24 protein-coding genes and 1 pseudogene are annotated in these 23,116 nt (G+C 71.5%); 5 read left to right on the top strand and 20 right to left on the bottom strand.

Features of this window, described 5'->3' with window-relative positions:
* Window positions 1-103: 103 nt before the first annotated feature.
* The 5 genes and pseudogenes from HNR61_RS20740 to HNR61_RS20715 all read right to left on the bottom strand — a co-directional run.
* Window positions 104-1,025 (bottom strand): annotated as a pseudogene (locus HNR61_RS20740) (IS701 family transposase); the annotation flags it as partial.
* A 128-nt stretch (window positions 1,026-1,153) separates the two neighbouring features.
* On the bottom strand, window positions 1,154-1,654 hold the full coding sequence (locus HNR61_RS20735) for a GNAT family N-acetyltransferase (protein WP_182844832.1): 501 nt from the start codon (window positions 1,652-1,654) through the stop codon (window positions 1,154-1,156).
* Between the two features lie 326 nt (window positions 1,655-1,980).
* The gene (locus HNR61_RS20730; protein ID WP_182844831.1) at window positions 1,981-2,769 is read right to left on the bottom strand and encodes a hypothetical protein; all 789 of its coding nucleotides are present in this window, start codon (window positions 2,767-2,769) and stop codon (window positions 1,981-1,983) included.
* Between the two features lie 375 nt (window positions 2,770-3,144).
* Window positions 3,145-4,068, bottom strand: coding sequence for an esterase/lipase family protein (locus tag HNR61_RS20725; RefSeq protein ID WP_182844830.1), 924 nt, complete (start codon window positions 4,066-4,068; stop codon window positions 3,145-3,147).
* Window positions 4,069-5,414: 1,346 nt separating this feature from the next.
* A complete protein-coding gene (locus tag HNR61_RS20715) occupies window positions 5,415-6,029 on the bottom strand; it encodes a hypothetical protein (protein ID WP_182844829.1) in 615 nt (204 codons plus the stop codon).
* 370 nt (window positions 6,030-6,399) lie between these two features.
* On the opposite strand from HNR61_RS20715, the gene HNR61_RS20710 reads away from it, so the two are divergent.
* A complete protein-coding gene (locus tag HNR61_RS20710) occupies window positions 6,400-7,035 on the top strand; it encodes a hypothetical protein (protein WP_182844828.1) in 636 nt (211 codons plus the stop codon).
* Between the two features lie 108 nt (window positions 7,036-7,143).
* Here HNR61_RS20710 and HNR61_RS20705 read toward each other — a convergent pair whose 3' ends face one another.
* Window positions 7,144-7,593, bottom strand: coding sequence for a hypothetical protein (locus tag HNR61_RS20705; RefSeq protein WP_182844827.1), 450 nt, complete (start codon window positions 7,591-7,593; stop codon window positions 7,144-7,146).
* Window positions 7,594-7,672: 79 nt separating this feature from the next.
* Here HNR61_RS20705 and HNR61_RS20700 point away from each other — a divergent pair, with 79 nt between their 5' ends.
* Window positions 7,673-8,569, top strand: a complete 897-nt coding sequence (locus HNR61_RS20700) for a hypothetical protein (RefSeq protein WP_182844826.1) — start codon at window positions 7,673-7,675, stop codon at window positions 8,567-8,569.
* A gap of 45 nt (window positions 8,570-8,614) precedes the next feature.
* On the opposite strand, the gene HNR61_RS20695 is transcribed toward HNR61_RS20700, so the two are convergent.
* From HNR61_RS20695 to HNR61_RS20685, 3 genes are all read right to left on the bottom strand, one after another.
* Entirely contained in the window at window positions 8,615-9,502 is an 888-nt protein-coding gene (locus HNR61_RS20695) for a carbohydrate kinase family protein (protein ID WP_312898004.1), read from the bottom strand.
* Between the two features lie 147 nt (window positions 9,503-9,649).
* Window positions 9,650-10,090, bottom strand: coding sequence for a hypothetical protein (locus tag HNR61_RS20690; protein WP_182844824.1), 441 nt, complete (start codon window positions 10,088-10,090; stop codon window positions 9,650-9,652).
* Window positions 10,074-10,541, bottom strand: a complete 468-nt coding sequence (locus tag HNR61_RS20685; protein ID WP_182844823.1) for an ATP-binding protein — start codon at window positions 10,539-10,541, stop codon at window positions 10,074-10,076. The genes HNR61_RS20690 and HNR61_RS20685 overlap by 17 nt, the downstream gene beginning before the upstream one ends.
* 142 nt (window positions 10,542-10,683) lie before the next feature.
* Here HNR61_RS20685 and HNR61_RS20680 point away from each other — a divergent pair, with 142 nt between their 5' ends.
* The 3 genes from HNR61_RS20680 to HNR61_RS20670 are packed head-to-tail and all read left to right on the top strand — an operon-like array spanning window position 10,684 to window position 12,519.
* Window positions 10,684-11,487, top strand: a complete 804-nt coding sequence (locus HNR61_RS20680) for a helix-turn-helix domain-containing protein (RefSeq protein ID WP_182844822.1) — start codon at window positions 10,684-10,686, stop codon at window positions 11,485-11,487.
* The gene (locus tag HNR61_RS20675) at window positions 11,478-11,684 is read left to right on the top strand and encodes a DUF397 domain-containing protein (protein ID WP_182844821.1); all 207 of its coding nucleotides are present in this window, start codon (window positions 11,478-11,480) and stop codon (window positions 11,682-11,684) included. Before HNR61_RS20680 ends, HNR61_RS20675 begins: the two co-directional genes overlap by 10 nt.
* Complete coding sequence (locus HNR61_RS20670; RefSeq protein WP_312898003.1) at window positions 11,656-12,519, top strand: 1-aminocyclopropane-1-carboxylate deaminase/D-cysteine desulfhydrase; 864 nt, start codon at window positions 11,656-11,658, stop codon at window positions 12,517-12,519. Before HNR61_RS20675 ends, HNR61_RS20670 begins: the two co-directional genes overlap by 29 nt.
* Here HNR61_RS20670 and HNR61_RS20665 read toward each other — a convergent pair.
* The 11 genes from HNR61_RS20665 to HNR61_RS20615 form a co-directional block, all read right to left on the bottom strand.
* Entirely contained in the window at window positions 12,509-12,913 is a 405-nt protein-coding gene (locus HNR61_RS20665) for a DUF5360 family protein (protein WP_220509587.1), read from the bottom strand. The two genes, HNR61_RS20670 and HNR61_RS20665, sit on opposite strands and share 11 nt — an antisense overlap.
* Entirely contained in the window at window positions 12,910-13,443 is a 534-nt protein-coding gene (locus HNR61_RS20660; protein WP_182844819.1) for a TetR/AcrR family transcriptional regulator, read from the bottom strand. The genes HNR61_RS20665 and HNR61_RS20660 overlap by 4 nt, the downstream gene beginning before the upstream one ends.
* Before the next feature lie 367 nt (window positions 13,444-13,810).
* Window positions 13,811-14,854 carry an NAD(P)/FAD-dependent oxidoreductase gene (locus HNR61_RS20655; protein WP_312898002.1) on the bottom strand — a complete coding sequence of 348 codons (1,044 nt, stop codon included), beginning with the start codon at window positions 14,852-14,854 and terminating at the stop codon, window positions 13,811-13,813.
* Between the two features lie 81 nt (window positions 14,855-14,935).
* The gene (locus tag HNR61_RS20650) at window positions 14,936-15,640 is read right to left on the bottom strand and encodes a hypothetical protein (RefSeq protein ID WP_182844818.1); all 705 of its coding nucleotides are present in this window, start codon (window positions 15,638-15,640) and stop codon (window positions 14,936-14,938) included.
* 23 nt (window positions 15,641-15,663) lie between these two features.
* Window positions 15,664-17,136 carry a PucR family transcriptional regulator gene (locus tag HNR61_RS20645; RefSeq protein ID WP_182844817.1) on the bottom strand — a complete coding sequence of 491 codons (1,473 nt, stop codon included), beginning with the start codon at window positions 17,134-17,136 and terminating at the stop codon, window positions 15,664-15,666.
* Window positions 17,137-17,198: 62 nt separating this feature from the next.
* The gene (locus tag HNR61_RS20640) at window positions 17,199-17,675 is read right to left on the bottom strand and encodes a (2Fe-2S)-binding protein (RefSeq protein ID WP_182844816.1); all 477 of its coding nucleotides are present in this window, start codon (window positions 17,673-17,675) and stop codon (window positions 17,199-17,201) included.
* The gene (locus HNR61_RS20635; RefSeq protein WP_182844815.1) at window positions 17,654-18,547 is read right to left on the bottom strand and encodes an FAD binding domain-containing protein; all 894 of its coding nucleotides are present in this window, start codon (window positions 18,545-18,547) and stop codon (window positions 17,654-17,656) included. The genes HNR61_RS20640 and HNR61_RS20635 overlap by 22 nt, the downstream gene beginning before the upstream one ends.
* Before the next feature lie 4 nt (window positions 18,548-18,551).
* Window positions 18,552-19,952: a UbiD family decarboxylase gene (locus HNR61_RS20630; RefSeq protein WP_182844814.1), complete on the bottom strand. Its 1,401-nt coding sequence runs from the start codon at window positions 19,950-19,952 to the stop codon at window positions 18,552-18,554.
* Complete coding sequence (locus HNR61_RS20625) at window positions 19,949-20,539, bottom strand: UbiX family flavin prenyltransferase (RefSeq protein ID WP_182844813.1); 591 nt, start codon at window positions 20,537-20,539, stop codon at window positions 19,949-19,951. Before HNR61_RS20625 ends, HNR61_RS20630 begins: the two co-directional genes overlap by 4 nt.
* Window positions 20,539-21,843 carry a nucleobase:cation symporter-2 family protein gene (locus tag HNR61_RS20620; protein WP_182844812.1) on the bottom strand — a complete coding sequence of 435 codons (1,305 nt, stop codon included), beginning with the start codon at window positions 21,841-21,843 and terminating at the stop codon, window positions 20,539-20,541. Before HNR61_RS20620 ends, HNR61_RS20625 begins: the two co-directional genes overlap by 1 nt.
* A gap of 275 nt (window positions 21,844-22,118) precedes the next feature.
* Window positions 22,119-23,060 carry an amidohydrolase family protein gene (locus HNR61_RS20615; protein ID WP_067812688.1) on the bottom strand — a complete coding sequence of 314 codons (942 nt, stop codon included), beginning with the start codon at window positions 23,058-23,060 and terminating at the stop codon, window positions 22,119-22,121.
* Window positions 23,061-23,116: the final 56 nt, after the last annotated feature.

Here is a 23,116-nt window from a genome sequence, read left to right as displayed (position 1 = left end):
ACGCGAGCCTCGGTGGCGCGTCCCGCCGGGCGGGCGCCGACCCCATGAGTCGGCGCGCTGACCACAGGCGTTCACCGTCCGGGGCGGGATGGCGGGCGTGTTCATCGGCGCGGACGACGGCGAGGAAGGCGTGAGCGAGCATGGCCAGGGTGACCCGGCGGAACCATGAGGTGAAGCGTCGGACCTGGTGCCCGTCCAGTCCGGCCAGGCCCCTTTCCGGCCTGGAATGTCTCCTCCATCCACCATCTCGACCCGGCGACGCGGACCAGGGTGGTCAGGGGCAGCGGAGCGGGCGAGTAGCAGCGGTAGCAGGCGAGTTCACCGGTGGTGCGGTTGCGGCGGATCACCAGCCGGTGACAGCCGGGCTGGGGCTCGGCCAGGTCGATGACGGCCCAGTCGTAGAAGCGGTGGTCCTTGGCGCCGGCCCCGGCCGACAGCTTCTGCCAAGCTCGCTTCGGTGCCCTCGCGGCCAGGGCCGTCCGCACGGAGCTTCCCGGCGCTGGTGGTCGCTTCGGCCGAGCAGGCGACGGCGAGCACGTAGCCCACCTGGCGCTCTTCCAGCGCGGACCGTAGCTTGGGGTTGCCGCCGTAGACCTCGTCACCCGCGGCCCGGCAGCGGTCCGGGTCGCACGTCCACGAGCGCGGAATGTACAGCTCCCGGTCCACCGCCGCGTGCCCGCGTCGGCCTGCGCGTTTTCGATCCTCCCGGCGGTGCCGGTGTACTGGCGCCGGACACCGACGGTGTGCGTGCCCTTGTTCACGTCCCCGGTCTCGTCGACCACCAGCACCGCATCCTGGTCGCCCAGATGCTCCAGCACATACGCACGCACGTCATCACGCACGCGGTCGGCATCCCACCTGGCCCGGGCGAGCAGGTGCTGCATGCCGTCCGGACTCGCCTCCCCGGCCAACTCGGCGATCGACCAGCAGTTCTTGCGCGGCAGGTCCGACAGCGGCCCCAGCACCAAGTCCCTCACCCGGCGCCGGGGCTCCACCCGCGCGAACCGGCCCGCCATCCGGGACATCGCTGCCTCGAACGCCTCCTGCCAGCGGGCAGGGTCCACGCTGTGACCTGCGGCCACCGCACGAGCGTTTGCCTTCACACACCGATGATCAGCGGTGGCCGTAACCGGTCCACCAGCAAGATCACGGTCTACCGCTGCGGTACCAGGTCGCGCTGATACCAGGGGCCTGACCTACCACCGAGGTCGGCCGGGTCGGCCGGGTCGGCCAGGACAAACCCGGCCTTGATCAGCACCCTCTGGGACGCGACGTTCTCGCGGGAGGTGCCCGCCCGCAGGGTGCGCAGCCCGTGCCGCGCCACCGCCAGCCGGCACAGCTCCCGGACGGTCTCGGTCGCCACGCCGCGTCCGGCGACGTGCTGCGCGACCCGGTAACCGAGCTCAGCAGTGCCGTTCTCGAGGTCGTACAGGTTGAACCGGCCCAGAACCGAACCGTCCTCGGCAACGAGCAGGTAGAAGGCGCAGATGCCGGCCTCCTGCTCGGCCAGCAGGGCGCCGTACCGGTCGGTGAACTCGTCGAAGAAGTCGTCGCCGCGGTCGGGGACCGAGGCAGCGAAGTAGGCGCGGTTCTCCAGCTCGAAGGCCAGGACCGCCGGGGCATGGCCAGCATGCAGCCGCTCCAGCTTGGGCACCGCCCGACCCTAACCGGATGGTGGCCTCAGATCATCTGAGTTTCCGCCAGCGGCGGACGATCCCAAGACCAGGGCATGTAACGATCTACGGCTGGAGTACCAGAGGGCGTCCTGCCGCTTGCACCGCTGGGAGGAGCGGGGGTCGGCGGCGGTGATGGCGCGTCCGGCCGGTGCGCGGGGCCGCGATGAGGCCACCACGATCATGGCCTCGACGGGAGCCGGGTTCCGGCTACCGATCGAGGCCATGAGGTTCGGTGCCGGCCGTCGGCGCACCCGGTGCGCCGACGGCCGGCCGCGCGGCTTCTTGCGGCATCGGCCCTGCCGGGCTAGCCGGTCTGTCGGGCGAGGACCGGGCCGGACTCGCCGTTGCCCTGCATGCCGATGATGACGGCTCGCTTCACCCGGTTCTTGAAGGTCAGCTGCGTGAAGGCGGCGCCCGAGTACCAGATCGGCGGGCTGGACTGGTTGACGCCGGTCACGTCCTGGCCGGCCAGGAAGAAGGCGGCGTAGCTGTTGGTCGGGACGGCTCCGCAGCCTCCGTGCAGCACGGTCCTCTGGATCGTCGTGGTGCAGCCCTGCGCGGTCGGCGACGTCGCCTTGGCGGCCTTCGCCTTGGCAGCCTTCGTCTGGAGCCTCGATGCCAACGCCGGGTTGGCCTTGGCGGCGGGCAGGCGCACGGCCGGGACCTTGTCGCCCTCCCGGGCGAGGGTCTGGCCGGGCGTGCCGTCGTCCTGCACACCGACGATGGCGGCTGACTGCACCGGCTTCTTGAAGGTCAGCTGCGTGAAGGCGGCGCCCCAGTACCAGATCGGCGGGCTGTACTGGACGGCTCCGTCCTCGTCGACGGCGACCAGGTAGAAGGCGTCGAAGTCGGTGGCGGGGGGCGTGGTGGCGCAGCCTCCGTGCACCTCCTTGTCGTCGATGGCGGCGATGCACGACTGGCCGCCCTGCGTCGCCTTGGCGGCCTTCGCCTGGAGCTTGGCCCCCAGCGCCGGGTGGGGGTTGCCGGCGGGGCGCTGCTCGGCGCTGGCCGCGGTCGCGTTCACACCGAACGTCAACCCGGACGCGATGGCCAGGCCAGCGGTGACCGCCATGACTTTCGTTTGGTTGCGCATGATGGTTCCTTCGAGTGGGAGCTTGAGCGTGATTTCTCGGAGGGGACGAGTTCTGCTCGAGTTCGTCGTCTCGTGTCGAGGACCTAGCTTCCGTACATGGCACCTCCCGCAGCGCGTTCGAGTTGTTGTGGTGTGGCTGACGGAGAACCCTGGCCGACCCTGGCGCCATCGCGGCTCCGCTCATTACAGGCGTGGTCGTTGCCGGAGATGTGATCGCGAAATGGACGGGCGCCGTGGGCGGCCGGATTTGTTCACACTGCGGGCGTCCGCGCATCGCCCGCAGGGATTTGCCGTTTCTCCCCAGCCGACCTGGAACGGGTCCCGTTCCTCAGCGGGTCGGCCGCAGTTCCGATCCCGTTGGGGCGGGCGGCCCGATCAAGGGCATGTGTTGTCGATGACGTAGTAGTTCGCGCTCTTCATGCGGAGCTTGGTGGTGCGGGAGGCCAGGTTGTAGCCCATGTACTGGTGGGAGCCGTTGGCGTAGGCCCGTCCCCAGACGGCGCGGGCGCGACCGGCCTGAACGTGGGTGGGGTTGGTGGCGGTGTAGCAGTCACCCGGCGGCGTGGTGGGCGGGGTCGTCGGCGGGGTGGTGGGCGGCGTGGTGGGCGGGGCGGTGCCCTCGTGCTCGACGATGAACTTGCGCATCTCCGCCAGCGCGGTGGAGTTGAGGACGATGCTGAAGTGGTCGGGCGCGGTGACGCCGGTCATCAGGTAGTTGTGGTGAGCGCCCTCGAGTTTGGCGGTGTCGTAGGGGGTGGCGTTGATGTCGTTGACCGACCGCACCGTCATGTAGGCGACCTTGTCGCGGTGGGGCACCTCGGTCCCGGAGTTCAGGTCGCGCAGGAACGGGGTGTCGGCGGATTTGAACTGCTGGCAGGACACGTACTGCTGACAGCCGTTGTTGGTGGTGCCGTGCTGCGGGCCGGCGAAGCCGATGTACTGCGACACCTTGTCCTGGCCGCCCAGGTTCTTGATGTAGTAGCGGGCGGCCAGGGTGGAGGCCGACCAGGTCACCAGGACCACCCGGGAGGCGCCGGTCTGGGAGCGGACCTGGTCGACCTTGGCGCCCAGCTCCCGGGCGGCCACGGCCAGGTCCTGGGTCATCTTGCTGCTGTCGGTCCAGGTGAACAACCGGTTGGAGGGCCAGCCGTTGGACTGCAGGTTGGTCTGCATCGGGATCATGTAGCCCGGATCGCCCGTCATCCCCGGGATCATGATCACCGGGTCATGGGCCGGCGCGGCGGTGGCCGTGGCCGAGGGGACCGCGAACGCGGCGACGGTGGCGGTCAGCGCGGCCACCGCGGCCGAGACGACGCCGGCGAGGAATCCGCGGCGTCCATTTCTGGGCGGCCGAGCCGTTTCACCAGAACCGGGGTACGACATTGAAACCTCCTACCCGTCACCTTCAGCATGCGCGTGAACAACGCATGCGGCTCGGCAGGGCGGACGGGTGAACAGATAGGCGGGGGCCGAGGTGGCTTCACGTTAAGATCGCAACGGAACGGCCGCCATGGGAACCAAGACCACTGTTGTCCGCGCCCATATGTGAACCGCGTCACTTTGCAACAGGAAGGTCGCGCGGACCGTTCGATCATTCCCCGGTTCAACGTGCGGGGATACAGGTCCATATAGCACGTGCGCGCTTCAACGAGGCGGTCGCGTGGCCTCTGCCCGAGCCGGACGCTTTGAGAACGCGTTCGACAGGTGATCGTCTGGATCAGACCGCGTATTCGAGTGGGCGTGGTCCGGGCCGGTGGGCGAGGTGTCCATGGACCGGCCGCCGCCAGTGCGACAGCGACCGGCCCAGCGTGCGTTCCAGCGCCCAGCCTTTGGGGTGCACCCGGAAATCGTGCTGTCAGTGGGCTTGCGCACGATGATCCCCAGCGGCCCGCCGGTGCTGCGCACTGACCGGGCGCACCCGGCCTGGTTCAGATGCAAGATCGAATCGACGATGTCCCGGTGGGGACGCTTCTCCTTGCGGCCAGCCCAGTGCGGCGGCGGAGGGGCACCGGGCGCGCCAGGATCCGCCCCACCCGTCCTCCGGCTGCCAGGTTGGCCAGTGGTGGTCGATCGTCTACCACGACGGCAGATCATGAGGGACCAGCCGCTAGGCGCACCCGGCCCGCATCCAGTACGCCAGGGCGTTCACGATCTCCCGACGGGTGCGCACCGGCGGTCGACCTCCACTCGGCAGCGGAGAGATCGGTCGGGCGGGAACCGCGTTCGGTCATCGCCACCAGGTGACGCGGCTGTACGTCGCGCATCTGTGGATCGGTGATCCGGGCAGTTCCTCGGACGCCTCGCGGTCGGCGGCGTTGTCGGCCTGGTCGGTTCCATCCCGTTCGGGACGAACTCCATCGACGCCCGGTATTCCACCGGGCACGTCCGGGTGGGCGCCTCGCTCGACTCCATGGGAGCGGTCGGTGACTGCCTCGAGCACGCGTTCATGGAGTCATTTCGGGGAACGACACAACAGGCTCATTCGAGTGAACCGGGCACTGGTAGAACCCCTTCGGGGGTCGTTCCCGCATTAAGGCCTACCCGAAACCCTCCACCGAACGCCTGACCGGCTAGCGTTACCGCAGGTCAGTGTGCCGTTATAGGCAGGGCAGGGGTTTCGGGTAAGCCTCATTGAAATGCGTCGGTCAGGCCTTGACGCAGATGCCCTTCTTGCCCTTCTTGAAGGCCTTGATGATGCTGACCGGGTTCAAGGACGCCGCCGGCGGGCTGTACCTCGGGGGGAACTTCACGTACACGTAGCCCTTGCCCTGGTAGCCGCGCTTGCTCGACACACAGGCGAGGTCGCCGCCGGTCTTGGCGCTGCGGAAGCCCTTGTCCGTGCTCACCTTGCCCGCCCGGCGGCCATCGACCATCCGTGAAGCGACCGTGACGTGCGTCGCTCCGGCACCCCCACCGGTGCAGGTGACCGACAGGTGAGCGTTGATCCTGCGCTTCTTCGAGCTCGCCCCGGGGTGCGGAGCGTCATAGTACTTGCCGCCCCTGTACGCGCCCTTGCAGGTGATGCGATCGGCAGCGGCGCTCTTGGCGCCGGGCGCGGTCGACCGGGCCGTGAAAGTGAAGACCTCCTCGCCATCGGCGCTGGTGGAGGCCACGGGGCCCTGAGGCGTTCCCGCTCCGAGGCTTTCAGCGGCGGGCGCGGCCGCAGAGCCGGTGCCGGCATGGACGGGTGACGGAGAGAACGAGACCGCACCAACGACGAGGGCCGCAGAAAAGCAGGCCATCCTCGAAAGTTTCTTCATTTTGCCTCCTGACGCGTCCGAACAATCATAGGGAAAATATCAGGAGCCGATCACGTTCTCAACCAATAAACCGAGTACCACGAGAGGGCGATGGAAGTCGTCACAGCACATCGGGCTGCTTCAACGGGCCCGCCTTCCCGAAGCCACCCCACCTCGTCGAGCGGCGGGTCGCGATAGCCGACATGACCGTGGACACGACACACTGTATCGACATACGGGGCCAGCGGATGAAATTTTCAACAACTTCCCACTCTCTAGGTAGAGTTGCAGGTCAGGCCGCAACACGCCTTCCGCGGTCATTCCATGACCCGCCCTCACCGTCTCACAATCCGAGAATGCGAACGGCCCTGGGGCAATATAGGTTTGTCCCATGCTCGAACGCATCGCCCCAGATCAGCTCTCCTGGTTCGCCGCCTGGGCCGCAGCCTCGGCCGAACGGGCTGACGGCCCTCCGCTGCCGGCGGACTACGACCGCACGATCGCGGTGCTCCATCCCGGTGCCGAACCCGCTACCAGCGACCTGACCGCGCCCTTCCTTGGACCGTCCTCGGCCGAAGGACACCCGTCGGACGGGCAGAAGACCGTCCTTGAGCGGATCCTGCTCACCACCACCGGCCCCGACGCCCCGGCCTGCCTGGCGTCCTATGACGCCGACCCCGGCTCCGGCACGGATCCCATCCTCACTTCCACCGGTCCCGGCCCGGCGTCACCACCGGACGACGTCGTGTCCCCCGACAGCCTCGGTGGCCCGCCTGTCGACGACCTCGCCGAACGGGTGAGCGGGCACATCGCCTACCTCCTGGTCGCCGGCCCCCTTCAGGACCTGGTGTACACCTCATGGGAGGCGCGCTGGGACTACGAGCAGCCCGTGACGATGCTCTGGCCCGCCGACCGCTCCTGGTGCCTGTCAAGCGACCCCGACCTCTCGTACACCGTGCTCGGCTGCGACCACGCGCTCGCCGCCCGCCTCCTCGCCGAGCCCGTCCTGCGCGCACGGCAGATGTGATCTGACAGCCGCACTTCGTTTCCCGGGCTCCACGGGCCAGACCGACGAGTGGCACGGCCGGATGCGCCTGGCGGGGCGCGGCTTGTTTCAGGGACGCGTCTGCGCTGCTCACGGGTTCTGGGCTGAGAGGGCGTCCTGGTCGGCCGATGGTGGTTCTTCCTGGGGGATCAGGCTCCTTCCCGCATGCGCCGACAGGAAGCTCCGGATCTCGTGGGCTCGGGCGGTGGGGGCGGTGGGGGCGGGGAGGTCGTCCGGTCGAGGCCGAAGAAGCTCCAGCAGCTCGTCATGCAGCCGGGGGTCGAGGATCGGGGCCTGCCAGCGATCGATGGTGCCCTTGAAGAACAGCCAGGCCGAGAGCCGGGCGGCAGGGCAGCGGCATGACCGCGGCAGTAGTTCCTCATGCTCCTCACCCCATGAGCCCACGTAGATATGGGGCGCACGCCTCAGCGCCTCGTCCAGCGCCGGGGTGGGCTCATCCTTGCAGTTCCAGAAGATCCGAGCTTCCGCTTCGGGAACGGGGGCGGGCAGCGCGGCCAGCCACAGACGGTACGTGGTCACCTGCCCAGTCTGGAGCAGGGTCGGCCTGGAGGCTGGAAGGAGCCCGGCTCGTTCCGGACCATGGCACCTGCTCGTCTCGGTGCTGCTCTATGGTTCCGTGGTGATGCGCTGGGATCTGGACGACCTGACACCGATCTGGAAGCTGATGGAGCGCGACGGTCGCGGTGACCAGGTGCGTATGACTCTTGCCCAGGAGGATGCGGCGGCGGCGTGGGGCTTGGCCGCCGACTGGGCGTGGGAGTCCATCGACGGAACGCCTCACCGCGTTGCGAACCACGACCGGGATCGGCGGGCCGCCCTGGACGACACGGTCTACGGCGACACCCTCGAACGTGTCGGCGCGGTCCTGGCCGACGAGGGATTCAGCAAAGCCGTGGACACCGCGCTGTGGCCAGAAGCGTCGGGGGCCGGTGACGGGGAGCGCATCCACCAGGTGGCCTTGTGGTACAGCGGCGACGGATTGTTGGTGGAGACCGTGTACCGGGCGCCGACCTCCTCGGCTGGCGCGGTGCGCACAGAGGTCGACGCCGTGAGGCTGTACTGGGCCGGGCTGGTGCCCGTGCCCCGCACGCCGCCCTCCGAACAGGGGTGGGTGGACGTTCCCCTGGACAGGTCCAGCCTCGCCTACGCGATCTACACGCTGCACGAGGGCCCCTCGGTTCCGCACGACGAGCTGGATCTGCCGTTGAGGCTGCTTCCAGGCGGCCCGGACGGCGCTTGTCTGGTCCGGAAGGCCGGAGCGTCCTGTGTCGATCATGCGTTGCGGGTGCACCTGGCCGCGCTGCGCGCCAGCACCCGACTGGTCGTGCCTTGGCCCGACCCTGTCGTCGGCGTGCTGGGCGGCACCGCCGGACACCGCAACGGTGACGAGGCGGCCCACACCAACACCCTGCGGATCATCGGCATGCTTCCGGCCGAGGTCCGGGAGCGCTTCGGGCGGATCGTCCCCGTCTCCCCCGCCGGCAGGGTCCTCTGACGGCGGTCCGCCACGGGCCGGGCGGGTGGGCGGGAGGGCGCGGCTCTACCGGTCGGCGAAGCGTCCCATCAGCTCGTCCGCGGTGATCAGCGACCGGTGCGTTCCGGCCGCGCCGCAGGCGTGCAGCCCGGCGATGGCGCCGTAGCGGACGCATTCGGACGGCGGCCGTCCGGTCAGGTGGCCGAAGAGGAACCCGGAGACGAACGCGTCGCCCGCCCCGTTGCTGTCGACGACGGGACCGCGCTCGGCGGCGAAGCGCTGGACCGTCCCGCCCCGCCGCAGGAAGGAGCCGCCGCGCTCGCCGTCGGTGGCCACCACGACCTGCGCGCGGCCACGCTCGACGATGCCGGTCAGCACGGCATCGACCCGCTCGCCGAGTCGGGCGGCGCTCAGGAACACGATGTCGCAGCCGTAGGCGAAGTCGCGGTGGTGGTGGTTCTCACCGTCCCAATCGTGCAGGTCCGTGGAGACGGGCAGGCCGAGCCGCCGTACGTCCGGGAGCAGGTGGCGGGCGTAGTCGACGATCGACAGGTGCACGTGACGCGCGTTCTCCAGGAACGGGCGGTAGAACGACTCGGGCATGCGCTGGTCGGGAACGTCACGGGCGTCGTAGAGGGAACTGCGCCGCCCCTTGCCGTCCACCAGGTTGACGGCGCGGCGGGTGCCCGCCGGGGAGATCTGCCAGGAGAAGGCCAGGCCGCGTTGCCGGTGGTGCTCGACGATGAGGCGGCCGTGGCGGTCGTCGCCGATGAAGTCGATCAGTCGCGCGCGCAGGCCGAGGGCGTGGCAACCGAGGGCCACGCCGTTGCCGGTGTGGCCGACGTACTCCTCGATCGGCGGCACCGCCACCGAGTCCGCGAACGGGACGGGCAGCTCGGGGACCCTGACTATGGTGTCGATCCCCGCGCCACCGACCACCAGGACGTCGTGCACGCGACTCTCCTCACGCAAGAACCGGCGTTGCTCAGCAAGGGGTGACGCGGCCCGCGCAGCCGTGCGGGCCGATGCGACCGGTGGTCGCTCCTCCTGGAGGAACCGGCGCGGCCACGTTACGAACTTGCAGCCATCTTGCGCAAGGTTTCAGAAAGAAGCGCGGGGTGCGGGCGCGTCGCCCTGCTCGCGGATGCGTTCCGCCCAGTACTCGGGGAGTTCGTGGTAGGCGATTTCCAGGCCGACGATCCAGACGCGCGGCTTCGGGTCCGGGCCGTTGTCGGACCAGTGGCGGTTCACCTGGGCGACCGCCTCTTCGCGGGTGACGCCGAGGTCGGCCGCCAGCGCTTCGGCCACCTCGCGGCAGAACTCCAGCGCCTCCGCGTCCCCGGCGCAGGGGAACTCCCCCTGGGAACGCAGCATCGACGCGTGGACCAGGTACTCCTGCATCCCGTAGGGCGCGGGGCGGACGCGGACCGCGTCGCGCGCCTCGTCCTCGGTGAGCCCGTACTCCGCCAGCAGCCTGTCCAGGTACTCGCGCGGCCCGATGCTCACGTAGCCGTCGTCGGAGGAGTCAAAGGGCTCGTCCATTCCGCGAGTATCGCCCAGGTGAGGGGTGGTCCGGCCTCTCCCCCAGCACGGCGTAGACGGCCTTTCCGCCCGACGCCAGATGCTGGAACCCCCAGGAGCGAGTGATCAGCTGGATCGTCGCCAGCCCCCGGCCGGAGAACTCGGTGAGCGTGAACGGCTTCACGTACGGCTCGGCCGCGCTCGTGTCGCGGACCTCCACCACCGGGCCGTCGTGCGAGAGGTAGAGGCGCACCAGGACGGGGCCGCCGGGCTCGGAGCCGTGCCGGTAGGCGTTGGTGACCAGTTCGGAGATGACGAGCAGCCCGGTCCCGCGGTCATCGATCGCCTTGGCCTCGAACCAGCGCCGCGCGAAGTCACGCGCGGTCTTGATGTCCTCCGGAACGGCGGCGATCACCAGCGTGGACGGGTCGGTGACGGGGACGGGCGGCGCGTTTTCCCGCGCTGTGGCCATGGCGGCTGCCTTCGCGTGAGGTTTTCGGCTATTGCCACCTCTAGTTAGTCACCCATCACGTACCGTGTCGGTTAACCAGACCTGATGGACCACAAGCCGAAAGTTCGAGCTTGTTTGGTTAATCGAGTGAAAGGATCGCGGCATGGCCGCCCGGCGTCCCCGCCCCACGCCACAGCCTGCCCTCCAGGCGTTCGGCCGCCAGATGCGGCGCTATCGCGAGCAGGCGAACCTCCTCCAGCAGGCCGTAGCGTCGCGCACCAACACGACGACCTCGTTCGTGTCGCAGGTGGAGACGGGCAAGAAGCGCTGCCAGCGTTCGTTCGCCGCGACGGTCGACCAGCTGACCGGGGCGGGCGGCGCGCTCCTCGACCTGTACGACGATCTGAACAGGGACGGCTCGCCCGTGCCGCTGTGGTTCGACTGGCCCGAGGTCGAGCAGGAGGCCGTCACGCTCACCACCTACCAGCACTCGATGATCCCCGGCCTGCTCCAGACTCCGGAGTACGCCGGCGCTTCGCTGCGTTCCGAGGAGAAGAGCGCGGCGCGCATGGCGCGGCAGCAGATCCTCACCCGTGACAGCCCCGCTCCCACCTCGCTCGTCGCGCTCGTCGACGAGCAGGTGCTTCACCGTCCTGTCGGTTCCCCCGAGGTCATGCGCGCGCAGCTGGAGCACCTGATCGCCATGGGCGAGCGTCCCAACGTCACGGTGCAGGTCGTGCGCAGCAGCGGCGAGCACAACGGCAACGGGGGCGCGTTCGTGGTCGCGACGATGGAAGATCGGAGCGAGGTAGCGTATATGGAAATGACCATCCGGGCCATCACGACGGATTCCACCGACGATCTCGCGGCCCTCGCGCTCACGCTGATCGATCTGCGGTCACGCGCATTGCCTGCGGACATGTCCCGCGACTTCGTCAGAAGGGTGATTGAAGACCGATGGACCTGAGCAGGGTTCGATGGCGCAAGTCAACGCGTAGCGCGCCCAACGGGGGCGACTGCGTCGAGTTGGCGTTCGTTCACACCAGGGTCGCCATCCGCGACAGCAAGGACCCCGGCGGTCCCGCCCTCGTTGTCGGAGGGGACGGCTTCCGGCTTCTCACGGAGAGCATCAAGCGTGACGGTGCGGGTTCCGTCGGCGGTTGAGGAGGTTCGGGACGGGCGGCTGGAGCGGGTCGGGGTCCGGCTGTCGTTGAAGCGGGACGACCTCGTCCATCCGGACCTGCCCGGCAACAAGTGGCGCAAGCTCAAGTACAACCTCCGGGCCGCCTCCGAGCAGGGGCACCGCACGTTGCTGACGTTCGGTGGGGCCTACTCCAACCATCTGCGGGCCACGGCGGCGGCCGGGAGGATCTTCGGGTTCGGCACCGTCGGGATCGTGCGCGGGGAGGAGCGCCTTCCGCTCAACGAGTCGTTGGCGTACGCGGTCGCGCAGGGCATGAGGCTCGACTACATGGACCGGGGCACCTACCGGCGCAAGACCGAGCCGGACGTCATCGCCTCTTTGCGCGAACGGTGGGGCGACTTCTACCTCGTTCCGGAGGGCGGCAGTAACGCGCTGGCGGTGCGGGGATGCGCCGAGCTGGGGGCCGAGGTCGATCCGTCATTCGACGTCGTGTGCTGCGCGGTCGGGACCGGCGGAACGCTCGCGGGCCTCGCCGCCGGGCTCGCCCCGCATCAGCGGGCGCTGGGCTTCGCCGTCCTGAAGGGCGGCGCGTTCCTGAACGAGGACGTCGAGCGCCTGCAACGTGAGGCGTACGGGGAACGTCGGGGGAACTGGAGCATCGACACCGACTTCCACTTCGGTGGCTACGCCCGGCGCGACGGGGAGCTGGACGCGTTCGTCGCCGACTTCCAGCGGCGGCATGGGCTGCTGCTGGACTGGGTGTACGTCGCGAAGATGCTGGCCGGTGTCCACTCGCTTGCGGAGCGCGGCGCGTTCCCCGAGGGCACCCGGGTGCTCGCGGTGGTCACCGGCTGACCGGTGCGCGTTCGCCGCCTCGCGCCAGAACGACGAGCGCGGGCAGCGGGAACAGCAGCAGGAACAGGTTCGGCAGCCACCATGCCAGGGTGAAGTCGCCGCGCAGCGCCCAGAACGCGATCGCCTGTAGTCCGGCCGTGCTCGTCAGCGTGAGGGAGACCGTCATGAGGGGACGCTGCGCCGCGCGGGCGCACAGCGACGCCAGGCCCGTGAGGCTCGCGGCCAGGTCGAGCGGGACGAACGAGTGGTTCCAGTCGCTCAGGATCGGGTTCGTGTAGTCGCGGTAGGCGTACTCCGGCGGGATCAGGCCCGCGAACACCACCGCCCAGTACAGCAGCAGCCCGACGTCGGTGATCAGCATGGCGGTCTTCGTCGGACCGAGGACGCGGCTCACCGGGCCTCCTGCCCGATCATGGCGTCCAGCCGGGCGCGGACCTGCCGGTGCAGGTCGTCGCGGGGCGGGGCCAGGTCCAGCAGCCGCGCCATCCACCAGCCGTCGACGGCGAGCCGGACCAGGGAGGCCGTGGCCGGGTCGAGGCCGTCGCCGGCCAGGCGTTCCTGCCAGATCCGGTAGCGGCGCCGCAACGCGTCGAGCACTTCGGGGCCGCCGGACAGCCCGGCCAGTATCGCGACCGCGACCCGGTCGCCATGGGCTTTCGCGGGGACGTCGTCGGGCGGGATCGTGGCGTCCAGCCAGGCGCGGGTGAACGTCCCCGGTGGTGATCCCGGCGGCGGAAGCTCGGCCTCGAAGCGTTCCACCAGCCGGTCGAGCACCCCCTCCAGCAACGCCTGCTTGGTCCGGAAGTGGTGCAGCAGTCCGCCCTTGCTGACCCCGGCCTCCGCCGCGACCGCGTCCAGCCGGATCGCGTCGGCCCCGCCCGCCACCAGTATCCGTTCGACCGCGTCCAGAATCCGATCCCGCACCATTACCTCCCGACCGTCCAGACGGTCGGTACGCTAGCCGGGAAAATCCGGCCATTTCCAGAGGGTCCAGGCGTCAGAATCGGCCCTGTGGGAGCGGGCACGCGGTGAACGCGGTGGGGTGGACCGGCTTCGCCCTGCTCATGCACACCACCGAGGGCATCCCCTGCCACAAGCCCCGAACCTCGTGGCGCGTGGCCTGGCCGACGCGGTCATCGCCGTGCGGGACGCGGCCGGTCGCCTGTCGTTCGGCGGCTGGGCGGCCCCTTCGAGGAGGTCACCGCCCTCGCTGGCCCCGGCCTCCTCCTGGAGCCCGTGCCCCAGGAGGAGGTGCTGCGACGCGTCCGGGCCGCGTGGGGAGGACCGCCGCTCACAGGCCGTGCCGCCGGGCGCCGACGACCCGTTCGCTGACCTCGGCCTCGATCCGCGCCGAGAACGGCTCCTCGGAGCGGGCGCGGTGCTCGGCGACCGCCCGTTCGACCTCCTCGGCGATGAGGGAGGCGTTGAGGGCCCCCGCGGCCGTCAGCCCCGCCGCGGCCGAGCCGATGACCTGGCCGAACGGGTCGGCCGCGTTGCCCGCGACGAACACCCCGGGCACGGGGGTGGCCCCGGTCGCGTCCGCCTCGACGCGGGTGCCCATGACGGCGTCGCCCATCCGGTGCTCGACCGGTTCGAGCCCGAGGCCGGACAGGAAGTCCGCGCGCGCCTCGAGCCTGGTGCCGACCGCCAGCGCGGTGCAGGGCAGGACGCGGCCGTCGGCCAGCCGTGCCCCGGTGAGGCGGTCCCCCTCGGTGAGGAGTTCGGTGATCGGCCCGTCGGTGACCTCGACGCCCCGCGCGGCCAGTTCCTCGGCCTGCTCCGGCCGGAGCCGCGTGCCCGGTTCCAGCACCAGCGTGACGTCGTCGCTGAGCTGCCGCCACATCTGCGCCGCGTGCGCCGCCATCGGGTTGGTGCCGTAGACGACGATGGCCCGGTCGCGGGCCTCCCAGCCGTGGCAGTAGGGGCAGTGCAGGACGTCGCGCCCCCACCGCTCCCGCATCCCCGGCACGTCCGGCAGGCCGTCGACCACTCCGGTGGCGACCAGCAGCCGACGCGCCCGCAGCGCGCGCCCGTCGGCCAGCTCGACCGCGAACCCCTCGTCCGCCCGCCGGGCCGCGACGACGGTGCCCTCGACGACCTGTCCGCCGTACCCGGCCAGTTCGCGGCGTCCGGCGGCCAGCAGCTCGGCCGGGGGCATCCCGTCGCGGGACAGGTAGTTGTGCACCCCCTCGGCGGGCGCGTTGCGCGGCTGCCCGGCGTCGACCGCCACCACGTGGCGGCGGAACCGGCTCAGTGCCACCGCCGCGGACAGCCCGGCGGCGCCTCCGCCGATGACGACCGCGTCCATGACCTGCTCACTCGTTGCTCTCGACACGAGAACCACCTCCGCCTCGACTCTGCGTGATCGATGCGGAAGAGGCAAACTTCCTTGCCGAACCGGCAACAAATGATCAAGTCAGTCGTCGATCTCCTCGAACGTGAAGGTGGAGCCGTCCTTCGTCCACACCGCGTAGGAGTAGGTGATGGAGCCGGGGTTGCGCGTGTGGCAGCGGTATCTGAGCTTGACCCCCTCCCCGCCCGTCTCCTTCGGCGTGGGCGGGATGACCTCCGCGTCCCCGGGGATGGTGTCGCACCGGACGTGGTGGCCCTCGCGGCGTTCCCGGTCGGTGCGTCCCCAGAACGCGTTGTGCAGATGCCTGGTCGTCACGAAGTAGGCCCGCGGTTCCAGCCTGTACTTGCACGACCGTATGGTGCCCCAGGAGGTGCAGCCCTGGTTGAGGACGGCGATGGTCGCCTGCTTGCCCTTGTAGGTCACGACGCAGTCGTCCGGGCAGGCGACCTTGACGTCGGTGTCGCAGGTCATGCCCACCGCGTCCCTCCGCGCGTCGTACTCCAGTTTCGCGCGCCGGTCAAGGCGCTTCTCCTTCGGCAGGGGCGGGACCGTGATCGTGTAGCACTTCGGCGAGGGCTGGACGACCTTCTGGGTGGCCGCCTCGCTGTAGGGAACCGGCGGGTCCCATCTGAGGAACGACACCACGGCCCAGACGAGACCGCCGATCAGTCCTACCCCTAGCAGCATGACCAGGCATCCGCACGCCATGGCCCACTTGCCGGGCTCCTTCTGGTCCCCGGCGTTCGCCGGTGTCTCCGCAGCACCCATACGACGGCATTCTGGCAAAGGGATCAGCGGCGGCGTTCCCATTCCGCCAGGCGCAGGGCCAGGAACAGGTCCACCCGGTCCGGGAAGCGGCCCAGGTCCCGGCCGGTCAGCTCCTCCACCCTCCGCATCCGGTAGCGGACCGTGTTCACGTGGACGTGGAGGTCGGCGGCGCAGCGCTGCCAGGAGCCCGAGTGGGACAGGAACGCCGACAGCGTGTCCAGCAGCCGCGCGTTGTGGCGGGCGTCGTACGCCTCCACCGCGCCGATCAGGCCCTCGCGGAAGCGGCGGCGGATGCCGCGGGGCATCGCGGCGATCAGCAGGTCCACCGAGTCGATGTCGTCGCCGCTGGTCACGGCCGCGGTGTCCGGGCGCAGCGCGGCCAGGCGGCGGGCGTTGCGGGCCTCCTGGAGCGCCTCGCGCGGGCCCAGGCCGCGCGAGGCCGTCCCGCTGACGCCGACGGTCAGGCGGCGGCTCGGGAGGGCGGCCGCCAGGAGGCGGGCGGCGGTGCGCAGGCGCGGGGCCGGGTCGGGGTCGGCGGGGACCAGGGCCAGGGTCTCCCCGTCCCACTCGGTGATCGCCGCCGGGTCCAGGCCGTGCAGCAGGAACGCCGCCGCGGCCGGGCCGTCCGCGCCGGTCACCGCGACCGACACGGCCGTCAGCGGCATCGTCAGGCCGAGGTCGGCGCGCAGTTCGCCCAGTTCGCGGGGGGAGCGGTCGTCGGTGAGCAGGCCCCGGACCAGGCGCGCGGCCGGGACGCGCCGGGCGGCGGCGCGTTCCTCCTCGCGGGCGGCGTGCAGCGCGACCGCCGAGGCCAGGTCGGCGGCGACCGGGCCGAGGTCGAGGTCGGGGTCCCCGCCGGTCTCCACCGCCAGGAAGCGGGACCGGGGGGCGGGCGTGAGCGGGTGCAGCGCGAACGCGCGCCCGGCGTGCCGGGCCCGGCGCGGCTGGCAGCCGGAACGGTGGAACCGGGCCGTCAGCGTCTCGGCCAGCGCGGGCGGCAGGGGGCGGGAGGCCGCCAGCGTCGCGCCGGTGGAGCCGAGGATCCAGCAGGGCCGCCCCAGCTCCCCGGCGACGATCGCCAGCGGCGCGGCCAGGTCGCCGCTCGCGGCGACGGCCGCCAGCAGCGCGCCCCGGTCGGCCGGTCTCCCCCGCCGGTCGGTCATCACCCGGCGGGTCAGCGCCGCGAACGACACCTCGGCGGGCACCTCCAGCAGCGGCAGCCCGTGCCGGGCGCACGCCTCCACCAGGTCGTCCGGGACGCCGCCGAGCGCCGCCGCGCCCGCCGCGACGCCGACCGCGCCCCGGGCCGCGACGGCGGCCGCGAACACCTCGGAGTCGGCGGGCCGCCGCCGCCACATCAGCCCGGTCAGCACCAGCTCGCCGCCCGCCAGGTAGCGGCCCGGGTCACGCAGGTCGGTGGTGAACACCCAGCGGACCGTGCGGTCCAGCAGGTCGCCGCCGGTCAGCACGCGCAGCCCCAGGTCCTCGGCGGACACGAGCCGGGCCAGCGTCGGCCCGCCCAGTGTCGGCCCACCCGGCCGTGGCCCGGCCACGACGCTCACCCGCTCCGGGCCCACCAGCGGGAGACGGCCAGCTTCACGGCGTCGATGATCTTCTCGTAGCCGGTGCAGCGGCACAGGTTCCCGGCGAGGGCCTCGCGGATCTCCTCCTCGGTCGGGGCGTAGCCGCGCCGGACCAGGTCGTGGGCGGCGACGACGAAGCCGGGCGTGCAGAACCCGCACTGCACCACCCCCGCCTCGACGAACGCCTCCTGCACCAGGTCGAGCCCGCCGTCGTCGCCCAGCCCCTCGACGGTCACGACCTGCCGGTCGCGCGCCTGCCCGGCGGGCACCAGGCACGCGCACACCGGAACGCCGTCGAGGTAGACGGTGCAGGACCCGCACTCGCCCTGCTCGCAGGCGTTCTTGCTGCCGGGCAGGCCCATCCGCTCGCGCAGGACGAACAGCAGGCTCTCCCGGGCCCGGACACCGTCGGCGCAGCGCCGCTCACCGTTCACATGGCATGACAGCCGCATCCGCTGGTCTCCTTCCGAAGGTCGGCCCACGCCCAGGTGAGCGTGCGGCGGGCGATGACCGACAGCGCGTGCCGCCGGTAGGCGGCGGTGCCGCGCACGTCGTCGACGGGGGACGCCGCGTCGGCGACGAGCCGCCCGAAGCGGCGGGCCAGGGAGCCGGGCAGCGGGCCGCGCGAGTCCCACAGCCCGGCGGCCTCCAGCTCCCCGGCGGCGAACTCCTCGGCGGCGGTGGCGCGGCGCGGGGTGGGCGCGGCCGACCCGACGCCGGTGCCGACGCGGCGGCCCTCCAGGTCGAGCGCGACCGCGAACGAGCACACGGCGATCACCATCGCGTTCCGAGTGCCGATCTTGGCGAACCGCTGGGGGCCGCGCGCGACCGGGACGCGGACGGCGGCGATCAGCTCGTCCGGGGCGAGCGCGTTGGCCTTGACGCCGGTGAAGAACTCCGCGGCCGGGATCAGCCGGGTGCCGCGGACCGAGGCGGCCTCGACGGTCGCGCCGGCGGCCAGCAGCGGAGGGTGGGCGTCGCCGGCGGGCGAGGCGGAGCCGAGGTTGCCGCCGACCGAGCCCCGGTTGCGGATCTGCGGGGACCCGACCGTGCGGGACGCCTGGGCCAGCGCGGGCAGCGGGTCCCGCAGCCGCTGGACGATCCTGGCGTAGGGCTCGGCGGCACCCAGGCGGACGTGGTCGCCGTCGCGTTCCCAGCCGGTCAGCTCGCGCAGCCGCGACAGGTCCAGCAGCGCGGCGGGACGGTGCCGGTCGAAGTTCAGCCCGACCATGACGTCGGTGCCGCCCGCGACGGGGACGGCGTCGGGCCGCTGGGCGCGCAGGGCCAGGGCCTCGGCCCAGCTCGCGGGCTGGAGGTAGTCCATGCGTTCAGTCCTTTCCGGCTGTGTCGGGGAACGTGCGGGCGGGGAGGGCGCGGTCCAGCAGGCGGGCGGCGCGGTCGCGGGCGGCGGGCGACAGCTCGATGGGCTCGCCGTCGAAGCCGGGCCCGCGCGTGGCGTCCAGCGCCATGCGGGAGGTGGTGCCGTCGCCGCCGGAGGACGGGTCGAGGGGGCTGCCGGGCAGCCCGTCGACCACGAACACGTCGCGGTGCGGCTGGAGATGGGCGGCCAGCGCCCACAGCACGGCGGCGTCGTCGGTGACGTTCACGTCGTCGTCCACGGCGACGACGGTCTTGAGGTAGGGGTCCCAGCCGAGCAGGCCGAGCATCACCTGCCGGGCCTGGCCGGGACGGCGCTGCCGGAGCGCGACGTAGGCGTGGAAGTGGGTGCCGGAGTTCGGGTAGTGCAGCGCCGTCACGTCGGGGAAGCGGGTGGTGAGCTGCTCGGCCATCTCCGACTCGCGCGGGATGCGGGCGAGGTTGAGATGCTCGGCGGAGTTGCCCGCGACGACGTCGAGCAGGACCGGGTCGCGGCGGCGGCAGACGGTCTCCACGCGCAGGACGTTGTTGGTGGAGCGGTGCGAGGAGTAGCCGGAGAACTCCCCGAACGGCCCCTCGGGCGCGTGGTCGCCGGGGTCGATGACGCCCTCGATGACGTAGTCGGCCGTCGCGGGGACGCGGATGCCGTGCCGGGGCGTGCGCACCACCTGGAGGGGCTCGCCGAACAGGCCGCCGGCGATCTCGCGTTCGTCGACGTCGGCGCCGACCCGCGCCGAGGCGGCCAGCATGAACAGCGGGTGCCCGCCGACCACCATCGCGACCGGCAGCGGGCGGCCCCGCTCGCGGGCGCGGCCCAGCAGCCGCCACAGGTCGCCGCGCGAGTGCAGGCTGAGGGCCAGCTCGCGGGGCGAGTGCGGGGTCGCGCGGTGGTAGCTCATGTTGCCCGCGCCGCCGTCCGGGTCCTCGGCGACGACGATGCCGCTGGTGAGGTAGCGGCCGAGGTCGGAGGCGAAGTGCCGGATCATCGGGACCGCGGCGAGGTCGGCCCGGTCGCCGGCCAGCACCTCGTCCAGGGCGGGGCCGGCCGCCAGCACCTGCATGGGGCGGCGGTCCCGGAAGCGTTCCTGGTAGGCGGCGTGCAGCCCGGCCGGGTCGGTGCCGAGCAGCCCCGCCACGCGGGCGCGGGAGGCGAACACGTTGGTGACCAGCTCCACGCCCAGCCCGGCCACCCTCGGGCAGCGCAGCAGGTCGTGGCGCCCGCGCGCCGCCAGCCCGAACGCCAGCGCGGTCACCTCCTCCTCGGCCGACACCTCCGCGTCCACCACGAGGACGTCGTCGCCGTCGTGGGCGTCCAGGAAGGCGTGCAGGTCCTGACGGGGCGAGAGGGTCACGAGAACTCCCGGGTGGGGCCGGTCCAGCGCCGGAACAGGTCGTGCTCGACCCCGAACTGGTCGAGCACCTTGCCGACGATGTGGTGGATCAGGTCGTCGATGGTGCGCGGGCCGGAGTAGAAGCCGGGGACGGGCGGCAGCACCACCGCCCCGGCCTCGGTCACGGCCGTCATGTTGCGCAGGTGGATGAGGCTGAGCGGCGTCTCGCGGGCGACCAGCACCAGGCGGCGGCGCTCCTTGAGCGTCACGTCGGCGGCGCGGCTCAGCAGGTCGTCGGTGTGGCCGTGCGCGACGGCGGCGAGGGTCTTCATGGAGCACGGCGCCACCGCCATGCCGAGGGTGGGGAACGATCCGGACGACACGGCCGCGGCCAGGTCCCGGGAGTCGTGCACCACGTCGGCCAGCGCGCAGACCTCGCCGGGGTCGCGGCGGGCCTCCAGCTCGATGGTGCGGCGCGCGCCCGCCGACACCACCAGGTGCGTCTCGACGGTTCCGAGCTTACGCAGCGCCTCCAGCAGCGCGATGCCGTACTGGGGCGCGCTGGACCCGGAGATCCCCACGACCAGCCGCGGGCGTGTCGTCGTCATCAGGCGGCTTCCTGTTCGGGCCGCTCCCGGCGGAGCGGCGGCGGATGGTGGAACAGCAGGTTGAGCAGGACGGCGGTGACCGTCCCGACGGCGACGCCGCTGTCGAGGAACAGCTGCGCCCACTGCGGGAACCGGTCGTAGGCGCCGGGCAGCGCCATCGGCACCAGGCCGACGCCGAGGGACACCGCGACGATCACGAGACCGGCGGTGTCGCCGCGCGCGTTCGCCAGCATCCGCAGGCCGATGACCGCGACGGTCGCGAACATCACCAGCGTCGCGCCGCCCAGCACCGGACCCGGCACCGCCGCGACCACCCGGCCGATCACCGGGAACACGCTCATCAGCACCAGGATCGCCCCGGCGCAGGCCGTCACCCAGCGGGAACGGACCTTCGTCAGGCTCACCACGCCGATGTTCTGGGTGAAGGTGACGTAGACGAACGGCTGGAACACCCCGCCGAGGGCGGTGACGACGCCGTCGGCGCGCAGCGCGGCGGCGATGTCGCGGCGGGACGCGGGCCGGTCCACCGCCTCGCCCACCGCCAGGACCTGCCCGGCGGTCTCCACCATCAGCACGAACTGCACCAGCACCAGCGACAGCGAGGCGACCGGGTGGAACGACGGGGTCCCGAAGTGGAACGGCTCGGGCAGCCCCGCGACCGGCCCGCCGCCCACCCCGCCGAAGTCGGCGTGTCCGGTCAGCGCCGCCCCGGCCGTCATCACGACCAGCGCGGCCAGGATCGACAGCTGCGAGGCCGGCGGCGGCAGGAACCGGTACAGCAGCACCACCAGCACCAGGGTCAGGCCGCCCAGCACGATGCCGGACACCGCGCCGAACCCGGGGTCGCCGGGTTCACCGCCGAACACCATGCGGGCCCCGGCCGGGATCAGCGTGATCCCGATGAGGGTGATGGTGGTGCCGACGACGACCGGCAGGAAGAACCACAGCAGCCGTCCGAAGACCGGCGCGAACGCCACCATCACCAGCCCGGCGGCGACCACCGACCCGTACATGACGGGCAGGCCGTACTCGGTGCCGATCAGCACCATCGGCACGACGCCGTTGTAGGCCGCGCCGATGACCAGCGGCAGCCGCGCGCCGACCCGCAGCACGCCGGCCGACTGGAGCAGCGTGCCGACCCCGCACAGCAGCAGGTCGGCCGCCACCAGGGCCCCGATGTCGCGGTGCGGCAGGCCGAGGCCCGCCGCGACGATGAGCGGAACGGCGATGGTGCCGGCGTACATCACCAGCACGTGCTGGACGCCGAGGGGGACGAGCCGTCCGGGGCGCGGAACCTCGTCCACGGGATGCTTGGGAACGGTCGGAACTTCTGCTTCTTCGCCAGGCGTCTGCCGCACGCCGGCCACCTCCAGGCGGTGTTGACACAGTCCCGGCCCAGGGCGCTCGCCTGGGGGCTCGCGCCCTGACCGTGCCTGGGCGAGCGCCGCGTCGCTTCGCGATCCGCCCCGGTGAGGCTCGCCTTCGGCGTCGCCTCACCGGGGCGGGTCAGGCGCTCGCGCGTTCAGCCAAGGTCCGTGGACCAGGTGAACCTGCGCGGATGACCGTCCTTGGGAAGGCCCTAGCCCGCGGCCGGGACCGGGGCGGGCTCGTCCGCGTAGGCGTAGGTGTCGGTGAGGCGGGCCTCGGCCTCCACGAGGTTGCGCGGCGGCGGGGTGGGCTTCAGGCCGAGCAGCTTGGCCATGTTGTTGCCCAGGTAGCCCTCCAGGTCCTCCTCCGACAGGTTCATGCCCTGCGGCGGGGGCCCGCACAGGACCTCCAGCTCGCGCGCCCACATGCCGGGCTCGTTCGGCGGGGAGTCGGTGCCGAACACCAGCTGGTGCCGCTCCATCTGCTGGGCGAACTCGACGATGCGGGACTGGAGCAGCCAGCCCGACTCGCCGTAGACGTTGGGGCTGTCGAGGATCATGTAGAGGGCCTCGAAGCAGTACACGCCGCCGGTCTGCACGCCGAAGTGCGCCAGGATGAAGTTGACGTCGCGGAACTCCCGGATGATCGGGTAGAACTGCGTCGGGATCGAGTACGGGCCGTCGCCGGTGTGGATGAGCACGACCACGCCCAGCTCGTCGCACACCCGCAGGACCGGCCGCAGCCAGTCCAGCGCCCGGTCGGGGCGGTAGGCGTGCATGTTGGCGTGGAGCTTCATCATCTTGTAGCCGTGTTCCTTGACGTGGAACTCCAGCTCCTTGGCGCCGTTCTCGGGGCCGAACCGCGGGTTGTACATGAAGTTCCCGATGAAGCGGTCCGGATAGCGCTGGACCAGCTCGGTGATGTACGCCATGTAGTCGCGGATGCCCTCGCGGCCCCCGCGCATCCCGTCCTGCCAGACGGAGTTGCCGGGCGGCGGCATGATGCAGCCGTAGTCGATCCGGCGCGGCTTGCCGTTGATCATGTACGGGCCGTTCATCATCTCCAGGGTGCGCTCGCCGGTGAACGGGTCGCCGTCGTGCCGCCACGCCTGGTCGACGATGTTGGTCGGGTGCATGTGGGTGTCGATGATCACGGTGGATGACCTTTCTGCCACGGTGTTCCGGCGCGGGGGCGCGCCGGGTCTTGCGT

Source organism: Actinomadura kijaniata, from assembly GCF_014138665.1.
Classification (GTDB): domain Bacteria; phylum Actinomycetota; class Actinomycetes; order Streptosporangiales; family Streptosporangiaceae; genus Spirillospora; species Spirillospora kijaniata.
This window is presented reverse-complemented; position numbering and strand designations above follow the sequence as displayed.

Excerpts from the sequence above, each read along its gene's own strand:
- HNR61_RS20730 (WP_182844831.1), bottom strand. The coding sequence starts at position 2,769 with ATGCGCAACCAAACGAAAGTCATGGCGGTCACCGCTGGCCTGGCCATC.
- HNR61_RS20715 (WP_182844829.1), bottom strand. The coding sequence starts at position 6,029 with ATGAAGAAACTTTCGAGGATGGCCTGCTTTTCTGCGGCCCTCGTCGTT.
- HNR61_RS20710 (WP_182844828.1), top strand. The coding sequence starts at position 6,400 with ATGCTCGAACGCATCGCCCCAGATCAGCTCTCCTGGTTCGCCGCCTGG.
- HNR61_RS20690 (WP_182844824.1), bottom strand. The coding sequence starts at position 10,090 with ATGGACGAGCCCTTTGACTCCTCCGACGACGGCTACGTGAGCATCGGG.
- HNR61_RS20685 (WP_182844823.1), bottom strand. The coding sequence starts at position 10,541 with ATGGCCACAGCGCGGGAAAACGCGCCGCCCGTCCCCGTCACCGACCCG.
- HNR61_RS20680 (WP_182844822.1), top strand. The coding sequence starts at position 10,684 with ATGGCCGCCCGGCGTCCCCGCCCCACGCCACAGCCTGCCCTCCAGGCG.
- HNR61_RS20675 (WP_182844821.1), top strand. The coding sequence starts at position 11,478 with ATGGACCTGAGCAGGGTTCGATGGCGCAAGTCAACGCGTAGCGCGCCC.
- HNR61_RS20650 (WP_182844818.1), bottom strand. The coding sequence starts at position 15,640 with ATGGGTGCTGCGGAGACACCGGCGAACGCCGGGGACCAGAAGGAGCCC.
- HNR61_RS20640 (WP_182844816.1), bottom strand. The coding sequence starts at position 17,675 with ATGCGGCTGTCATGCCATGTGAACGGTGAGCGGCGCTGCGCCGACGGT.
- HNR61_RS20635 (WP_182844815.1), bottom strand. The coding sequence starts at position 18,547 with ATGGACTACCTCCAGCCCGCGAGCTGGGCCGAGGCCCTGGCCCTGCGC.
- HNR61_RS20625 (WP_182844813.1), bottom strand. The coding sequence starts at position 20,539 with ATGACGACGACACGCCCGCGGCTGGTCGTGGGGATCTCCGGGTCCAGC.